The organism is Hyunsoonleella jejuensis (genome assembly GCF_900111025.1).
Classification (GTDB): Bacteria; Bacteroidota; Bacteroidia; order Flavobacteriales; family Flavobacteriaceae; genus Jejuia; species Jejuia jejuensis.
Genome location: NZ_FOFN01000002.1, coordinates 582,914 through 601,046 on the forward strand (window position 1 = coordinate 582,914; position 18,133 = coordinate 601,046).

The following is an 18,133-nucleotide window of genomic DNA, read 5'->3' on the forward strand; positions in this document are numbered from 1 at the left end:
GTTTATTATTCTGTTGATAAAAATCTATAAAGGCATCCCATTGTCTTGTCTTAAATTTTTAATTTCACACAAATCTTATCGCCCCAATAAGAAGAATAAAAAGTTATAATATTTAAAGGAAACCTACTTTTATTTATGAATTTATCCAACTTTATAGATTACACATTTTTAAAGCCAACTGCTACGGAAAGAGATATTATAAATGTGTGTAAAATAGCAAAGGCAAATAAGTATTTTTCGGTATGCGTAAATGGTAGCTACGTAAAATTAGCGCAAGAATTATTAAAAGATACCGAGGTAAAAGTATGTACCGTTATAGGTTTCCCTTTTGGCGCCATGTCCACACAAAGTAAAATTTCTGAAGCCATAAATGCTGTTGCAGATGGAGCCGAAGAGATAGATATGGTAATAAATCTTGGATATCTTAAAAGTAGTAATTACGTCTCTGTTTTAAGAGATATTTCAGACGTTAAAAGGGCAATAGGCAATACTACGTTAAAAGTGATTATTGAAATTTCTGAGCTAAACAAAAATGAAATTGTTAAAGCTTGTGAAATTGCAGTAGATGCCAATGCCGATTTTGTAAAAACATCTACAGGTTTTGCTTCTGGAGGTGCTACGTTTACTGCAGTGAAAATCATGAAAAAAACTGTTAAAGACAGTGCCAAAATCAAGGCATCTGGTGGTATTAGCGATTTTGAAACTGCTGTAAAATATTTAGAAGCTGGTGCGGATAGAATTGGCACTTCTTCAGTTCTTAAACCAGAGAAAGACACACTGCAAAAACGAAATTCTAAAATATACAGACGCTATATGGAAACCTCTCAAAAAAGTGAAGTTTCCCTAGAAGTCTTAAAGGATATTAAAGTAGAGCTTTAAGATTAAAGTTGATTTTATCGCCTGTAAACTTTTGTGCTAAAGTATTAATTGCCATTTCAGAAAGTTGTAAAACTCTCGGATAGCCACCTGTAGTTTGACAATCCCGCATTAATACAATTAGTTTTCCAGAAGGTGTTAATTGTACCGTTCCTGGTAATACAGATGATGTAAGGATTGGTTCTAGATTATTCTCAAAGGGCTCTTTAAGCTGATATGCCATCCGATTATTATCTTTTGAAACCGTAAATATAGTCTTAAATAATTGTTTCTTTTGAATTTCACTCAGTCTATCAAACTCAAGTCCTTGATAAACTTCCAATGTTGATGATGTAAGATATGAATCATCAATTTTTAATCCTGCAAAGTGTTTTTGGCTAGCAGTAAGTGATTTATTAATATTCAATACATCACCCTTTTTTAAATTTCTGTATTCAGTTATGCCCTGATACATGCTTTTACTACCTAAAACTTCTTTAGTCTTAAAACCACCTGAAACTGCCAAATAAGTTCTGAACCCAGAGACTAGGGTTCCATAACGCAAAACATCACCTTTCTTAATAGAAATGATGCGATTGTTTTCAATCCTATTTTTATTAATTGAAGCCTTCATATTGGCTCCAGTAATAGCTATAGCCGCGTCAATTTCAAATACTAATTTGGGCCCGCTCATGGTAATTTCTAAAACCGCAGCATCCTGATTGTTTCCAACCAAAGCATTTGCTATCGCTGCTGCTCTTGAATCCATTACACCAGAAACTGGCACACCATAATGCTGATAGCCCATTCTGCCATTATCTTGAATAGTTGTATAAAGTCCCGCGCTTAACACCTTAACCATCTAGCACCTCACTTTCTATTTGATATATACCAGCATCAACTAAGGTTTGAATGTCCTGATACACTTTTAAGGTTACTGGATAAAATTGGAGACTATCACCAGCTTTCGCAAAACATGGTTCTGCTTTTGAAACATCAAAAAAATGGACTGGACTGTTTCCGATAATATTCCATCCTCCAGGGCTTTCACTAGGATAAACACCTGTTTGTTTGCCACCAATAGCTACAGCGCCTTTTTCAATTTTCAATCGTGGAGTCGCTCTTCTTGGTGTAAATAGCTGCTCATCTAAACCTCCTAGGTATAAAAAGCCTGGTAAAAATCCGATAAAATAAATCGTGTAGACGCTTTGTGAATGCATCTTAATAACATCATCTACGTCTATGCGCTTTTCTTTTGAAAGCAATTCCAAATCAATTCCAAAACTTTGATCATAGCACACAGGGATTTTCCATAGGGTATGTTTCGACTCATAAACCTCATCTGCCGATTGATACAAATCACTCAACTTTAATATTTCAGAAGAAACATCAAAGTTTGAAACATCATAAGTAATTAAAAGTGATGCATAGGCATGATTTAAAGTCATAATATTGGAGAAATCACTTTGCGCTATTTTTGATTTAAACCTTAGTATATCATTTAAGATAGCTTTATCAATATACTGAGGCCACTCCATAAGAATTGAAGACGCTCCAAATTGTTTATATATTAACTCAAACGTCATCAATTATTGAATGAGAATATCTTTTGATTCTAAACTATGCACTAATCTATTGACCAATCCAATTGCTTTGGGGTTATCACCATGAATACAAAATGTATGTGCCTTTATTTCAATCTTCTTACCCGATGCAGTTTTTACTTTTCCTTCAGAAATCATCCGAAACACATGTTCAAATACTTCATTTTCATCGTTTAAAACTGCATTTTCTTTTTGTCTAGAAACCAAAGTTAAATCGTCGTTATAATTTCTATCAGCGAAGGCCTCATAGATTATGGGGATTTTATTTTGCACGGCAACGTCTGCAATTACAGATTTATAGGGCACATAAAGATATACTGGTAAGTGCATGCTCTTCATCACTTCAACTATAACGGTTGCAATATTTTTGTCCTTCATTGCCATATTGTAAAGCGCGCCGTGTGGTTTCACATGATGTAAAGCAGCATGCTCTTCTTCTATAATTGCTTTTAAGTTATTTAATTGATCTTCTATGGTTTTAAACAATGCTGCACAAGGCATTTCCATAGGAATTCGTCCAAAATTTTCAACATCAGGAAACGACGGGTGTGCACCAATTTTAACATTATAACGCTTCGCTAACCGCACTGCAGTTCGCATAGTGTTTTCATCTCCTGCATGTCCGCCACAAGCGATGTTACATGAGGAAATAAAGGGCATCAATTGTGCGTCGTTGCCTATGCCCTCTCCTAAATCGGCATTTATATCTATGGAAAACTGTGGCATTAAAATAGGTTCAAATCAAATACTTTGTTTATAGCTGCTATGGCCAAAAGCATACTTATTACAAAAATAAGTACGCCGAAGCTATTAGTCAAATTACTGTTTTTGTATTTGCCTAATAATTCGCTTCTATTCATCACCCATAAAAGAAAACCAGTAATTATTGGAAGCAATATACCATTTGCTATTTGTGCGAATTTAATAATTTCTATGGGTTTGAACCCTGACGAGGATATACAAACTCCTAAAACCAGAATAAACCCCCAAACCAACCTAAAGCGTATCGATTTAAGGTTGGAATCCCAACCTAAACACCCTGTAGCAACATATGCAGCCGCCAAAGGTGCGGTAATAGCGCTGGTGATGCCTGCAGCAAATAATCCAATAGCTAAAAAATATTTTGAAAAACTACCAAATAACGGTTCTAAACCTAAAGCTAAGTCTGCTGCGTTATTAATTTGCCCATTTGAGATTGATGTAGCGGACACGATAACACTCATAGATACTAACCCTCCTAAAATAATAGCTATGAATGTATCTTTTCTTGCATACCCTAAATCCTCAATGCTTCTCCATTTCTCTTTTACTAGCGAGGCATGCAAAAAGAGGTTATAAGGTACTACTGTTGTGCCAATTAAAGCTATAATTAACAATGTACTCCCGTTAGGGAATTGCGGTAGTAGCGCGCCTTTAAATAATTGAGAAATATCTGGTTTAGTTAAGATTGCCGTAACTATAAATGCTAAACTCATCAATATTACTAAAGCTATTAGGGCACGTTCTAATACTTTGTAATTGCCTAAATACAATAATATGAAAGCAATAATTCCAATGAGAAAGCTAAAACCGTTTAATTGAAAAGCACCTAAGCGTATATTTGACGTTCCAAATATAGTTTCTAACCCCAAAACGCCTCCACCAATGTTACCTCCTTCATAAGCCGCATTTCCAATAACTATGGCTGAAAGTACTAAGGCAATTGATAAAAATTTTAGAAATGGTGTTTTAATTTCTTGACGAAGAACCTCAGATAAGCCTTTTTGAGTTACCAACCCCAATCTTGCTGTCATCTCTTGAAGTACAATGGTAGCGATAACCGACAGCACCATGGCCCATAGCAATACATAACCAAACTGCACACCCGAAAGCGTACAGACCGTAACTGTTCCTGGGCCAATGAAAGCTGCTGCTAGCAATGGCCCAGGTCCAATATTTTTAAAAAAGTTTTTCAAGCTAAAATGGTTTCTTAAATATACTATTTTAACTGGCTCAATAATTCCTCAACTGCTTTTTTAAGTTGAGTATCTGAATTTTTCGCCTTGTCATCTGGATTATTATACACTATAATATCTGGAACTGCTGGCCCCAATTCCATGTTAGATTTTGTCTCCTTAACATACCAACCTCTAAATGGCATTCTTACATAAGACCCATCAATTAGTCCTGCGCTACCTGTTGATATTACCGCACCAAAAGTGGGTACTCCAACTAAAGTTCCAATATCTAGAGTTTTATAAGCATGTGAAAAAATTTCTGCATTTGAATAACTATTTTGATTACATAGAGCAATCGATGGCTTTGTCCAAGATGCCAGTGGCAAACGCTCACTATAAGGGTAATGGTTGATAAATTTTGTATGTTCAGACTCTAGGTTTTTAGCCGCACCTCTTGGAACAGTGTATGCGTGTTGCTTTACATTTAATACTGCCATTAAATAATCAGTAGTCCAGCCACCACCATTAAATCTCACATCAATAACAAGACCATCCTTACCAAGCCCTGCAGCTGTCAATTCACGTTCAAAACGCTCAAAACTTGTCCAATTCATCCCTTGAATATGAATATAGCCCAATCTACCGTTGGAGTATTTATCGGTTAAACGCTTGCGCTCTTTTACCCAAGCATTATAATTTTCACTGCGATTACTATATTGTGGTCGTATTACAATTTCTTTTGAAGTGCCTCCACGAGTTATCTCTAAATAGATTTTTTCGTTCGCCGTACCTTGTAAAAATTCATATATGTTTGAGGATGCAGTTAAATCATTTCCATTAACAGACATTATAATATCACCTAATTGTATTTGGCTAGCAACCCTATCTGCAGGCATTCCGGGTACTACAGAAACTACTTTCAACTTTCCATTTGAGGTTGGCTCCAGTTCTACACCCAATAACCCTGTCCTTTCGGGTTGTAAATCTTCTCGTGTTTCAACACGATACAAGCCCATGTGGCTCGCATTAATTTGCCCAAGCATCCAATTAAAAATAGTCTGAAAATCACTTCGGGTGGAAGCGCTTAATGCCAACGGCTCATAGGTTCTTCTTAGCTTATCCCAGTCCTGTCCATGAAAATCCGGATCGTAAAAGCCATCATTTATAGCTTTCCAAGCTTCATTAAATATTTGCTGAGACTCTACATTGTAATCAATATCTAGTTTAGCAGAAAATGATAAAGACTCCATTTTATCGTTAGACATATTGATACTTGATAAACTACCGCCTCTTTTTGTTAGATAAATTTTAGATAGTTTTTTATCTGATGTGACATTTGAAGGTCTTGTACTATTCGTAGTAAGCGCCTTTTTATCTTTTCCGTCCCATTTTACTTTGAATAAATCAGACTCTACTTCAGCATCTCCTCTACTCCCATTTCCGGTATAATAATAAATAGTTTTAGAATCTTTTGAAAATAACAAACCAAACTCACCTCCTACAAAAGAAGTTACCTGAACTTGGCGCTCGTGAATATCATCAAAATCAATAACAACATCCTTTACTTTTGGTGTTTTATCCTTTTTGTCTTTGTCTTCTTTTTTATCTTCTTTTTTGTCCTTGCTATCATCGGTATCTTCCTCCCAATCTTGAGAAGTCTTTTCCCAATCAGCTTTTGTTAACCATGTAAACCAAACATCGTAATCACTATTGTTTCTATTTGAAGAAAACATCAGTTTTTTACCATCTGGACTCCAAACAGGACTTCTGTCTTGTTTTGGGTGCATTGAAATATTTACTGGTTTTTGGCTATTATCAGCTTTATGAATATAAATTTCAGAATTAAAATCCAAATCACTTAAACTATAGGCTAGCCATTTAGAATCTGGAGACCAAGCCACACCGTTTGCCGTTGCCCAACCATCTAACAGTGTTTTTTTATTGGAAAGCTTTCCTTTATTATCAATATTCGCAACTACCAATTGCCCTCTTCCTAAATTGTATGCTATTGCTTTACCGTCGGGAGACATCACCAAGTTGTCCTCATCCGCTTCGGTCTTAGTAATCCTCTCGATTTTATGCTTCAGGGTTTTAAATAAATCTGATTCATTTTCATTATCAGATGTTACCATGTAGACATCTTTTTGTCCATCCCTATCCGAAACGAAAAGGAGTGTGCTATCGTTCAACCAGGTGGCATTCGTATCTCTAAAAGAAGATCTTGTTAGGTTTACAGTTCGTTTTTTATCTTTTGAAGTTTCACGGATAAAAATTTCACCTCTTATAGTAATTGCGGCATAATTTCCGTTAGGCGAAATGGCAATATCATCAACATCGCTACTATACGTTTTATGTACAACGGGATTAAATCTATAATCTGAAGCAATGTTGATATTTATCTCTTTTTGATTTGCTGTAGCAGCATTAATCAAGAACACCTTATTACCTTTTACAGCTATAATATCTTTTCCATTCCTACTAATTTGAAATGAAAACATACCCATGTCGGAAAAGCTAGTAACTTGTGAAATCTCACCTTTTAAAGCACCACTATCATTTATATTCAATTTATGAACGTTGTATTTTCCGCTTCTAGACGATTGAAAGTAAATGGTATTATTGTCTCCCCATTGCGGGTAAAAATCGTTACCATCGTAATCTGTTAGTTTCGTATAACTATCATTTTTAATATTATATAACCAAATATCCCTGTTTGCCGGCCCCCTGTAGGCTTCCCGTTCCAGCCTACAACTTCCCTTTACAAATACTACAAACTTGCCATTAGGCGAAAGTGCAGCATCAAAACCTGTAGCATCTAAATATCGTTTTGGCGTACCTCCTTTTTCATTTACAATATGTGTTTCGTACTCGCGCTCTACTTGCACAAAATTTCTGCGTGTTGAAAAAACAATATCTCCATTAGAGGTGTAATCAGTTACAATATCCGAAGTAGAATGGTATGTTAATCGTTTTGGTGCGCCACCAATAGCCGGCATTACAAAAACATCGTTATTTCCAAATCGCTCACTGATGAATGCAATAGACTTACCATCGGCACTCCAAACCGGCTTGGTATCGTAAGCTTCATGAACTGTTAGTCGTTTGGGATTTTGTCCATTAATGGTTGCCGTCCAAATATCGCCTTGATAATTGAAGGCAATGGTTTGTCCGTCCGGACTTACAGCTGGATAATTGATTAAAGGGTTTTGAGAAAAACCTAAACTTACACATGCAAAAATTGAAAATGCTAAAAACGTAGAGTTTAATTTCATTTTTATAGGCTATTTAAATTAAAACCATAAAAATAAAACTTCATTACCTATATGAACAACAGATTAATACTGTTTAACAAAATATTATTACAATTTAGAACTATTTAGAGCATAAATAGCAAAACTACCCAACCAGTGTCCGCCCATGTAATCATCACCAAAAATACTAGGAAGCGAATAATTAATATGTTGATTTGCCACTGTTTTTAAATGTCCGTATTCAGGTAAACCATCGGCAATTTTATATAAGTTCCAAGCACGTGAAAAATTAACACCGTCTAAATGTACCAAATGCCCATCGGTTCTATCTGAAACTACGCCTACTTCAATATTAAAATCTTTATTTTTTAATTGAGGTAAAAAATTATTTAACCAGACTTTATAATCTTCCAATGGTATTAAACGTTTTATTAAGGCCGCTTCTTCAAGACATGGCGATAAAAAATCACTTCCGCTTGGTTCCCAAGTAATCGGACAATTTTCATCTGTTTCATAGAAATATAGAGCCCTATCCTTAATCGCATTCTTTAGAGCCTCATCATTTAACGTTTCCGCATAATCATAGGCAAATGATAAGCCAAACGCAGTATTGGTATGGGTTCCTACACGCTGCGGGTAATTTAATTTCGGTAAAAATTCAATGTATTTTTCAACAATTAAATCCGTTAACGGTTGTAAACTTGCTTCTAAAATCCGCGCTGTTTCATCATCCCAAGCATGCAGTTCTTCTGCTAGTTTAAGCAACCAAGCCCAACCATACGTGCGTTCGTAAGATTTGTTGTGTTTTCCATGGAAATACCCCACCTCTGCTTGAATGTTTTCTTTTGAAATATTATAAAGCAAACGTTGTTTTATCTCATCTGCATTAACCAGATTTGGAAACGATTTTAACAAACTTACTAAACTCCAGTGCCCGTGCACCGATGAATGCCAGTCGAAACAGCCGTAAAATGCAGGATGTAATTGTGTAGGTGATTTTAAATCTTCATCACCACCCAATGTTTGTGATAAACGGTTTGGATACTCAATATTTATACAGTGCAACGGTAATTCCGCAAGCTTTTGAGCCTGTTCTAAATCTAATTTTGGGGTTTCTGTACTTAGTTCAGAATTTATATTGAGATACATATTATCCAGTTTATTCTCTTTTTCGCTCTTATTTGAGGAATTACAACCACACAAAAATGCAACTAAGACAATATAAAAATAGTATTTCATAGCCATACCCTAAAGTTTTAAACATGCCAAATGTACCTTACCTATTGATATTTAGCAAATTATTATACAATAACCTTTTTTTTGAACTTCGCTGTTTTTGTATTGAATATCTCTTCTAACGATAAACTTCAATACAACTAAATAGATAACTTTGTAAAAAGCAAACACATTTTTATGAAACCATTAAACCGTTATATAGACCACACACTTCTTAAAGCCAATGCTACAACGCAAGAAATTATAAACCTTTGCGAAGAGGCAAAAGCACATAACTTTTTTTCGGTATGTGTTAATAGTGCTTATGTGCCATTAGCACAAAATCAATTAAAAGACACTACTGTAAAAGTTTGCGCTGTAGTAGGATTCCCTTTAGGAGCCACAAGTACCAAAACAAAAGTTTTTGAAGCTAAAACAGCCGTTGAAGAAGGCGCAGATGAAATTGATATGGTAATGAACATCGGACTCTTAAAAAGTAAAGATTTTGATAGTGTTTGGAAAGATATTGAAGCTGTAAAAAAACAATTACCTAATACCACCTTAAAAGTTATACTAGAAACTTGCTATTTAGAGGACATTGAAATTATTAAAGCCAGTGAATTAGCCATACAAAGTGGTGCAGATTTTATAAAAACATCAACTGGATTTGGAACAAGAGGCGCATCAGTGCACGATGTAAAACTTATGAAAAGCGTATGCAAAGGTTGTGTGAAAATTAAAGCTTCGGGAGGTATAAGAGACACCAAAACCGCATTAGAATATATTAATTTAGGAGTAGACCGTTTGGGTACGTCATCTGGGATTGCTATTGTTAAAGGTGGAACATCTGATTCGGAGTATTAAAAACGGATGCGTTTCGACATAGCACTTGTCAGTCGCTATCAGGTGAAAAAACCTATTCAAAAAGAGATTTACCCCAACCACCCCTCACGATCCAAACTACGATACTGAATCGCCTCACTAATATGTGATCCATTAACGTTTTCAGAACCTTCCAAATCAGCAATCGTTCTTGAAACTTTCAAAATCCTATCATAGGCTCTAGCGGATAAATTCAATCGCTCCATAGCTGTTTTTAAAAGCTCTTTTGAAGCATTATCCAAAACACAATGTTTTCGAATTTGCTTCACATTCATTTGTGCATTATAATGTACCGTTTCAGAATCTGCAAAGCGTTTACTCTGTATGTCCCTTGCTGCAGTTACTCGATTTCTAATATCTACTGAGGTTTCCCCTTTTCTATCATCACTCAATTTATCGAATGGCACAGGTGTTACTTCTATATGAATATCGATTCTATCTAATAACGGACCAGAAATCTTTCCTAAATAGCGTTGCATTTCAGCTGGACTTGAGGTAACTGGCGCATCTGGATCGTTAAAATAGCCTCCTGGACTTGGGTTCATACTCGCCACCAACATAAACGATGATGGATAGGTTACTGTAAATTTCGCTCTGGAAATCGTTACTTCCCTATCTTCTAACGGTTGACGCATCACTTCCAAAACTTCACGCTTAAATTCTGGTAATTCATCTAAAAACAACACACCATTATGCGATAGAGAGATTTCTCCCGGTTGCGGATAACTTCCACCACCAACAAGTGCTACATTAGATATAGTATGATGAGGACTTCGAAACGGGCGTTGCGCCATCAATCCGGTATCTTTTACCCGCCCCACTACAGAATGTATTTTTGTAGTTTCCAAAGCTTCATGTAACGTCATAGGAGGTAAAATACTGGGTAAGCGTTTCGCCAACATGGTTTTTCCTGCCCCTGGTGGTCCGATTAAAATGATATTATGACCTCCAGCTGCAGCAATTTCCATACAGCGCTTAATACCTTCTTGCCCTTTTACATCAGAAAAATCAAACTCTGGATAATTCAAGTTTTTTTCAAACTCTTTTCGGGTATCTATAATGGTTTGCTCTAAAGGTTCGCCTTTATCAAAATAGTTGATGACCTGCTTTATATTATCAACGCCATATACTTCTAAGTCATTCACAATGGCCGCTTCTTTCGCATTTGCTGATGGTAAAATAAACCCTTTAAAACCTTCTGCCCTAGCTTTTACAGCAATGGGCAATGCCCCTTTTATGGGTTGCAATGTACCATCGAGAGACAACTCACCCATTATTAAATATTGCTCTAAATTTTCAGCTTTTATTTGACTAGAAGATGCCAAAATACCAATAGCCAAAGTTAAATCGTAAGCGCTGCCCTCTTTACGTAAATCAGCAGGCGACATATTGATAATTATTTTCTTTCCTGGTATTCTATAGCCGTTATTCTGAAGTGCAGCAGCTATTCTAAAATTACTTTCTTTTATGGCATTATCTGGAAGCCCGACTAAATGATAACCCACACCTTTATCTACATTTACTTCTACAGTTACGGTAGAAGCTTCTACACCAAATACAGCGCTAGCAAAAACTTTTTTAAGCATATTCTTTCTTTACAGCCTAAATGTAAGAAATGTATTTGAATTTAGAAATGATTTAGAAATTCTCCGCAACAAAAGTTCTAGGTTTTGACACCTTAATGGTATAAGACAACACTACGTCTTTTCTCACTTTTGCATGCACATCATAATGTCCTTTTTTATTAAATTGATACGCTATTTCTAAATTACCATTTTTATAATTTTTCTTTGTTGGGGTTATGGTCTTATAACGTAAACCACCACTAAACACTAGCGTAATATCTTTTATTGGTGCTTCATTTAAAATCTCAAACTCAAACATCACAGTATCCCCAACCTCTATATCTGTTACTAAAGTATTGGGCATAATAGGAATTAAACTATGTTTATAAGTATCACGGTATATTATTGGTGCTTTTATAAATGCTTCTAATGTAGGTTTTTCATCTAAAAGCTGCCATTCTTTCTTTAGTGGAAAATGATTTTTACTAAAGAGTTCCGGCGACGCCAAAAAATAGCCTTCAATATAATCTTTAACGAATTCTTCTTCATCTAAATTATAAAAACCACTAGCTTGGGTGGTGTCGGCGAAGTACCATTTATCATTAAGTTTTACCACATTCCATGAATGATTTGGGAAATCAACAGTATTTACATTCGTTCTCACAGTACGCGCATACCCATCTACAATTTCACATTCAATATCAGCAAGATTGGTTAATGCTTTCAAAATATAAGCATACCCTGAACAAATCGATTTTTTATCCCTTACCAACCTATTAAATACTTTAGCTTGTTGTTTGGTGTTCCATTTTTCGAGAGCAGAAACATTATTGTATAATTGTCTGCGCTTTTTAAGTGTAGCTTCACTAAAATAATGGTCGCTTTCAATATTAAAACACACCCAAGTATGAATTGCCCTAAATTGCTCCACTTGGGTGTTTAAATTATGCGTAAGATTGTGTACCAATAACGGCATGTTGCGTAATGAAGCTTTACTATAAGACTTTGCGATACTATCTGCTTTTGTGAAATCTATATGCTTAAAATTAGATTTTTGTGCATTCACATGAAAGCATAAAAGCGAGAGTAGTATTGGGAATAATCGCTTCATCAAAACAAGTAGTTATTTAGCTTTTTTTTGAGCTATATACTTCATTAACTTCAACTTCACCCATCAAATCGATGTCATCACCAGTCAACTCAACCTTTAAAAATTTTTGTCCTTTTTTAATGACAAATTTTTGCGTTTCATAACCAATATAACTCACCAAGAGTACATCACCTTCTTTTAATACTTTCGGAAATTTAAACTTACCATCAAAATCTGCTGTTGCACCAATTCGTGTACCTTTCAATAGAATATTTGCGCCTGCAAGCGGACCAGATTCATCTAAAACAACACCGCTTAACAAATTATCTTGCACCACTTCTTTCTGAACAGCTTTATTTGAAGAATTTTCTTGAGCATGAAACGTGTGCAATGACACTAATGAAAAAACCGCAAGAGCAGCAACTCTTAAAAATGTGAATTTACTTCCTTTCAATTTTTGAGATTTCGTAGTTCTTTTTAGTTGAGATGATTTAAATACGCCACAGGTATTTTCTTTTTTGCTTTGTAAATAATCTAACAATGCTTTGTCAGGCATGTGCCTGAAATCAATCACTTCTTTTTGGCATAAGTTACAGAATGCGCCTCCATCTGTCTTTTCGAATTTACTAAAATTTCCCGAACAAGGTTTACTAATTGAAATGTTTAAATGTTGTTTCATGATATGTATATGTTTAAGATATCTCGAAACTATATATAACGAGAGATTAAACCTATCAAGTTTTAGGGAACTACATGTATGAATGAGTAAACTATGTTTTTAATTAGTCCTTAATCCGTAAAACGGTATTAAACCACTAAGAATAACGGCTCCATTTTATGCTCTAAGTTAATGTCTAGAGAAATGAATATGAAATCTTCATATGTAAATAAATTAAAAGTAGAATTTGTTATTTGGCAATACACAAGATTCGCCAACCTCTTTTAGAACAGGAATTATACCAAGTTCTATAGTTCGCTGCATAACTTTAGAATTATCTTTATGACATTGTAAACAAGCGCCAATAAGAAGGATCTTTTTTTGCTCTTCTACCGTAAATGGCCTAAAATTTTCTCTAGTAGAATTAACAACATTTTTATCTACATTTTTTAAAAACGGTACCCAAGCATCTTCTGGTAAGTTATCATTTGGATTTAAGGCATATTCTGGAGTAAATACCCATGTGCCTTTACCATTACTAATTTTATAAACCAATGTACCATTACCATAACCTAAAGTAGCTGAATTGGCATGACACGATTTACAGTCGCGCACGGTCTTAGTAGTTGTATGAGGCGAATTTGGCGCATACAATCTATGAAAAGAAACATCACTATCTGGCTTACCAACATAACTTCCTTTGTCAATAGTTAAAATCATGCCTGGTATAGCTGGTTCAATAACGTTTTTTTCTTTATACACTCTTACCCCTAGAGCTGGTTGTGAAGACGAAAATTCTGCTACGTATTCCTTCCATGCCCCTTTTACATATTTTTTTTCTAACAAATCGTAACCATTGGGCTCCTTACTATCAAATTGATTATGGCAACCTATACAACGAGAAGTCCAAGACGAATGGCACGCACTACAACTCACATTTTTATGCGCATAGTCTCTAGAGCAAACATCGGACTGTGGTTTCAACTTATGTAAATTATTATCGTTTTTTCCAATTAAAAAAGCGTTACCAGTTGAGTCTACAAATGTATTTACCAACGGATGTCCATCTTTTTCAACAGCTATTATTTGCTTATCGGTATGTGTGTAATCACGATGTAAAAACACCAACATACTTTCTCTATCTAATGAATCATAAGGAATTGTATTTGGTTTTTCCTTAAAATGGCAATCACTGCATTGCAAAGTAACAGCTTCTTCTTCATGAGCATAACTTAAACCGTTACCCATAACTTCATGAGATGAATGACAATCTATACACAACAAACCTTTTGCATGATGCACATCTTCCTCTAAATGTTTATAAACTCTTTTATCTTCCAATACAGAGTAGTCTGACCTATTAATTACCTCATCTTCTTCTAATAAGGTTTCTTGTAAACCTAAATAATTAGTAGAAATTCTACTAGAACGACTATGGCAACCAAAACAATGCGTGTCATTAACAAAAATATCTGTTGAAGGATGAAATTGTGGTAATTCGGTTTTATTTGAAACCAAATATTGTTTAAGGTCTTTTTTAGCATCATTAGAATAGTTAAGATGGCACGCATTGCATCCTCCCCCTCTACTTAGTTGATTTATTTCACCATATGATGTTTTTTGTGCCCCCAAATGGCAATTGGCACATAAATCTCTCAGGTGCTTATCGGCAGCAGAATATTGTAAATCCTTTATATGATAGTGATAATTTAAACTATCGGCTTCACCAAAAATAAATTTATTAACAGCAACAATACCACTATTTGTAGTCATCAATGATTTTTTAATTTTATGTAACTCATTTGGATGACATTTACCGCAAGTTTCTTTGGCATCTAATAAATTACCAGGCACCAAAACCATGCCTTTATGTGCACTGGTTTTATCGAATGATGCTTTATTTCCTAAATGACAACTCGCACAACCTATAAATTCTGGATTATGATACTTTGAATAGCCTTTGGTATTTTGATGACATTCTAAACAAGATTCGCCTACCACTAATTCAACATTGGAATAAACAGCATCTTTAAAAACAGGAGATTTTAAAAATACTTTATTTCTAATTAAAAAAAGCATTGCAAATAGTAAAATAGCAATAGCAAAAACCCATCTGGAATATACTTTTTTATTCATTATCAAGTAATTGCCCAAATTTACAATATTTCTAGCATTAAATACTTTAATACACACAAAGCTTATGTAACAAAAGTAACATATAAATACTTGATTTTATGACATTTATCATAATTATATAGCAGATTTAAAAATATATTTAAGCCTGAAAAATAAATAGGATTATGGTCTCTTCCAGACGAAAATTTATAAAGATTTCTGCATTAGGTTTAGGAGGTTTAGCAACAACTTCAACAGTATATCAACTATTTTCATCAAACCCTTTATTAGATGCCGCCATTAAAGAAAATGTAGCCAGAAAACTTGTTAGATCTGCTACATATTGTGAGGTATGTTTCTGGAAATGCGCAGCTTGGGCATATACGGATACAAGTGGTGATATAAAGAAGATTATTGGAAATGATACAGACCCACATTGTTATGGGCGACTATGCCCTAGGGGAACTGGCGGTGTTGGAATGTATTCTGATGAAGATAGACTTAAAAAACCATTAATTAGAACAGTTGTTGATGGCGAAGAAACCTTTAGAGAGGCAAGTTGGGATGAAGCATTAGATGTAATTGCTTCAAAATTCAAACATATTAAAGATGCTTATGGAGCAGAATCTTTTGCTTTATTAAAACATGGTTCTCCAGGAAAACATTTAGAACATTTATTTAAAGCCTATGGGTCTGATACCATTGCTGAACCTGCTTATGCGCAATGCAGAGGCCCAAGAGAGGCTGGTTTTGCTTTAACTTATGGTTCGTGGGTGGGCTCTCCAGAACCTACAGATATTCGTGATACTAAATGTCTTGTACTCATTGGTTCTCATATTGGTGAAAATATGCACAATACTCAAGTACAAGAAATGTCTGATGCTATTGATAATGGAGCAACAATAATTACTGTAGATCCAAGATTTTCAACAGCAGCAAGCAAATCTCAACATTGGTTAGCTATTAAACCAGCTACAGATATTGCCCTAATGTTGGCTTGGATGCATGTAATAATTAAAGAAGGTTTATACGACAAGGACTATGTAAAAAAATATACTACCGGATTTAATGAGTTAAAAGATCACGTCTTAAACTTCACCCCAGAATGGGCCTATGGCATAACAACTATTAAACCAGAAATGATTAGAAAAACTGCAAGAGAAATGGCATATGCAGCTCCTGCTGTTATTATTCATCCTGGACGCCATGTAAGTTGGTATGGAGATGACACACAGCGAGCAAGAGCTGTGGCAATTTTAAATGGGTTATTAGGCTCTTGGGGACGACGAGGCGGCTTCTACTTTAAAGAAAGCATTAAGGTACCTAAATTTCCGCATCCAGAATATCCACACCCAAAATGGGATTGGAAAGATATTGGTGAAAAATATCCGCTCGCGCAAATGGGAATAACAACTGAAGTTATTAAATGTGCCATCCCAAGTGATGGTAATAAATATCCCGTAAAAGCTATGATGATTGCGGGTACAAACATTACAAAATCTATTCCAAATAAAAAACTCTTAGAAGAGGCTATGGATAATCTTGAGTTCGTAGTAGTTATGGATACCATGCCTATGGATGTTACTGGTTATGCAGATGTTGTGTTGCCCGAATGTACTTATTTAGAACGTTATGATGGTATTCGTTCTGCAACGAACAGAACTCCTTCTATTGCCGTGAGAGTTCCTGCTGTACCACCAAAATATGATTCTAAACCTGGTTGGTGGGTTGCCAAACAAATTGGTGAACGCATCGGTTTAGGCGAGTATTTTAAATATGATGATTACGAAGAAGTAATTGAATGGCAATTGAATAAAATGGGAACTTCGTTAGAAGAAATGAAAAAGATTGGAGTGAAGCATTTCCCCCGTACCTCTGGACCGTTATATTTAGACGAAAATAAAACCTACGAGTTTCCAACTGAAAGTGGCAAAATTGAATTGTACTCCAAAGAATTAAAAAGTTTAGGATTCGATCCGCTGCCTGTTTATACCAAGCATCCAGAACCCCCTCAAGGGTTTTATAGATTAAATTACGGTAGAGCACCTATGCACACTTTTAGTAGAACAGCTAACAATCCTAATTTAAACGATTTAAAAAGTGAAAATAATCTTTGGGTAAACCCAAAAGTTGCAAGAATTATGGGTTTAAAAACAGGACAATCTGTTTGGTTAAGAAATCAAGATAAAATCACCTCTACTTTCTCTATAAAAGTTAGAGTTACCGAACGTATTCGTTGGGATTCTGTTTATATGGTTCATGGTTTTGGACATGATAATAAAAAGTTAACAAGAGCTTTTGGCAAAGGCATAAACGATACTCAAATGATAAGCAAAGTTGCTATTGATCCCATTATGGGAGGAACAGGAATGAGAGGCAACTTTGTTGAGATTTTAACCCAAGATCCACATAAAACTATAGAAATATGAGATATGCCATGGTTATAGACACATTAAAATGTGTTGGATGTAGTGATTGTGTGGTTGCGTGTCAAACAGAAAACGATGTTCCTATTGGATATTGTAGAGACTGGATTACAGAAACTGTAAGCGGCGCCTATCCCAATATTGAGTTGGAGCTAAAATCAGAACGTTGCAACCATTGTGAAAACGCTCCTTGTGTAAGGTGCTGCCCTACTGGCGCAAGCCATATTGTTAAAGGTGGTATTGTTTTAGTAACCGCAAATGAATGTATAGGTTGTGGTGCCTGTATAGAATCCTGTCCTTACGATGCAAGATACCAGCATCCAGATGGGTATGTAGATAAGTGTACCTTTTGCCACCACAGATTAGAAAAAGGCCAGCTACCAGCATGTGTAGCAGTTTGTCCTACGAAGTGTATGTATTTTGGAGATTTAGACAACCCAAACAGTGACGTATCAAGATTATTAAAAAACAGAAAGTGGAAAACCCTAGCGCCAGAAGCTGGAACTAAACCGCAGGTATACTATTTAATTTAATA

Annotated in this window: 14 protein-coding genes; 4 read left to right on the forward strand and 10 right to left on the reverse strand. The window is 35.3% G+C overall.

Annotated elements, in window-relative coordinates; translation table 11 throughout:
• Nucleotides 1-135 precede the first annotated feature (135 nt).
• Complete coding sequence (gene deoC / locus BMY39_RS09330; protein ID WP_092578869.1) at nt 136-879, forward strand: deoxyribose-phosphate aldolase; 744 nt, start codon at nt 136-138, stop codon at nt 877-879.
• Here deoC (BMY39_RS09330) and BMY39_RS09335 read toward each other — a convergent pair.
• From BMY39_RS09335 to BMY39_RS09360, 6 genes are all read right to left on the reverse strand, one after another.
• Nucleotides 863-1,717 carry a 5-oxoprolinase subunit C family protein gene (locus tag BMY39_RS09335; RefSeq protein ID WP_092578871.1) on the reverse strand — a complete coding sequence of 285 codons (855 nt, stop codon included), beginning with the start codon at nt 1,715-1,717 and terminating at the stop codon, nt 863-865. The genes deoC (BMY39_RS09330) and BMY39_RS09335 overlap by 17 nt on opposite strands.
• Nucleotides 1,710-2,441: a 5-oxoprolinase subunit PxpB gene (pxpB, locus tag BMY39_RS09340; protein WP_092578873.1), complete on the reverse strand. Its 732-nt coding sequence runs from the start codon at nt 2,439-2,441 to the stop codon at nt 1,710-1,712. The genes BMY39_RS09335 and pxpB overlap by 8 nt, the downstream gene beginning before the upstream one ends.
• Nucleotides 2,442-2,444: 3 nt before the next feature.
• Entirely contained in the window at nt 2,445-3,185 is a 741-nt protein-coding gene (gene pxpA, locus BMY39_RS09345; RefSeq protein WP_092578875.1) for a 5-oxoprolinase subunit PxpA, read from the reverse strand.
• Nucleotides 3,185-4,414 (reverse strand): Nramp family divalent metal transporter, encoded by a 1,230-nt coding sequence (locus BMY39_RS09350; protein WP_092578877.1) that lies wholly within the window; start codon nt 4,412-4,414, stop codon nt 3,185-3,187. Before BMY39_RS09350 ends, pxpA begins: the two co-directional genes overlap by 1 nt.
• 23 nt (nt 4,415-4,437) lie before the next feature.
• Nucleotides 4,438-7,668, reverse strand: coding sequence for a S41 family peptidase (locus BMY39_RS09355; RefSeq protein ID WP_092578879.1), 3,231 nt, complete (start codon nt 7,666-7,668; stop codon nt 4,438-4,440).
• A gap of 87 nt (nt 7,669-7,755) precedes the next feature.
• Nucleotides 7,756-8,886, reverse strand: a complete 1,131-nt coding sequence (locus BMY39_RS09360; RefSeq protein WP_092579216.1) for a DUF2891 domain-containing protein — start codon at nt 8,884-8,886, stop codon at nt 7,756-7,758.
• Between the two features lie 174 nt (nt 8,887-9,060).
• Between BMY39_RS09360 and deoC (BMY39_RS09365) the strand changes: the two genes are divergently transcribed.
• Complete coding sequence (deoC, locus tag BMY39_RS09365) at nt 9,061-9,726, forward strand: deoxyribose-phosphate aldolase (protein ID WP_092578881.1); 666 nt, start codon at nt 9,061-9,063, stop codon at nt 9,724-9,726.
• A 68-nt stretch (nt 9,727-9,794) separates the two neighbouring features.
• Here the strand turns inward: deoC (BMY39_RS09365) and BMY39_RS09370 are convergent, their stop codons facing one another.
• From BMY39_RS09370 to BMY39_RS09385, 4 genes are all read right to left on the reverse strand, one after another.
• A complete protein-coding gene (locus BMY39_RS09370) occupies nt 9,795-11,330 on the reverse strand; it encodes a YifB family Mg chelatase-like AAA ATPase (RefSeq protein WP_092578883.1) in 1,536 nt (511 codons plus the stop codon).
• Nucleotides 11,331-11,382: 52 nt separating this feature from the next.
• Nucleotides 11,383-12,420, reverse strand: coding sequence for a transglutaminase domain-containing protein (locus tag BMY39_RS09375; RefSeq protein ID WP_143064761.1), 1,038 nt, complete (start codon nt 12,418-12,420; stop codon nt 11,383-11,385).
• A 16-nt stretch (nt 12,421-12,436) separates the two neighbouring features.
• A complete protein-coding gene (locus tag BMY39_RS09380; RefSeq protein WP_092578887.1) occupies nt 12,437-13,078 on the reverse strand; it encodes a carboxypeptidase-like regulatory domain-containing protein in 642 nt (213 codons plus the stop codon).
• A 213-nt stretch (nt 13,079-13,291) separates the two neighbouring features.
• Nucleotides 13,292-15,193 carry a hypothetical protein gene (locus tag BMY39_RS09385; protein ID WP_092578889.1) on the reverse strand — a complete coding sequence of 634 codons (1,902 nt, stop codon included), beginning with the start codon at nt 15,191-15,193 and terminating at the stop codon, nt 13,292-13,294.
• A gap of 164 nt (nt 15,194-15,357) precedes the next feature.
• Between BMY39_RS09385 and BMY39_RS09390 the strand changes: the two genes are divergently transcribed.
• Both BMY39_RS09390 and BMY39_RS09395 read left to right on the forward strand, forming a co-directional pair.
• Nucleotides 15,358-17,601: a molybdopterin-containing oxidoreductase family protein gene (locus BMY39_RS09390; RefSeq protein ID WP_092578891.1), complete on the forward strand. Its 2,244-nt coding sequence runs from the start codon at nt 15,358-15,360 to the stop codon at nt 17,599-17,601.
• Nucleotides 17,598-18,131 carry a 4Fe-4S dicluster domain-containing protein gene (locus BMY39_RS09395; RefSeq protein ID WP_092578893.1) on the forward strand — a complete coding sequence of 178 codons (534 nt, stop codon included), beginning with the start codon at nt 17,598-17,600 and terminating at the stop codon, nt 18,129-18,131. The genes BMY39_RS09390 and BMY39_RS09395 overlap by 4 nt, the downstream gene beginning before the upstream one ends.
• The last annotated feature ends 2 nt before the right edge of the window (nt 18,132-18,133 follow it).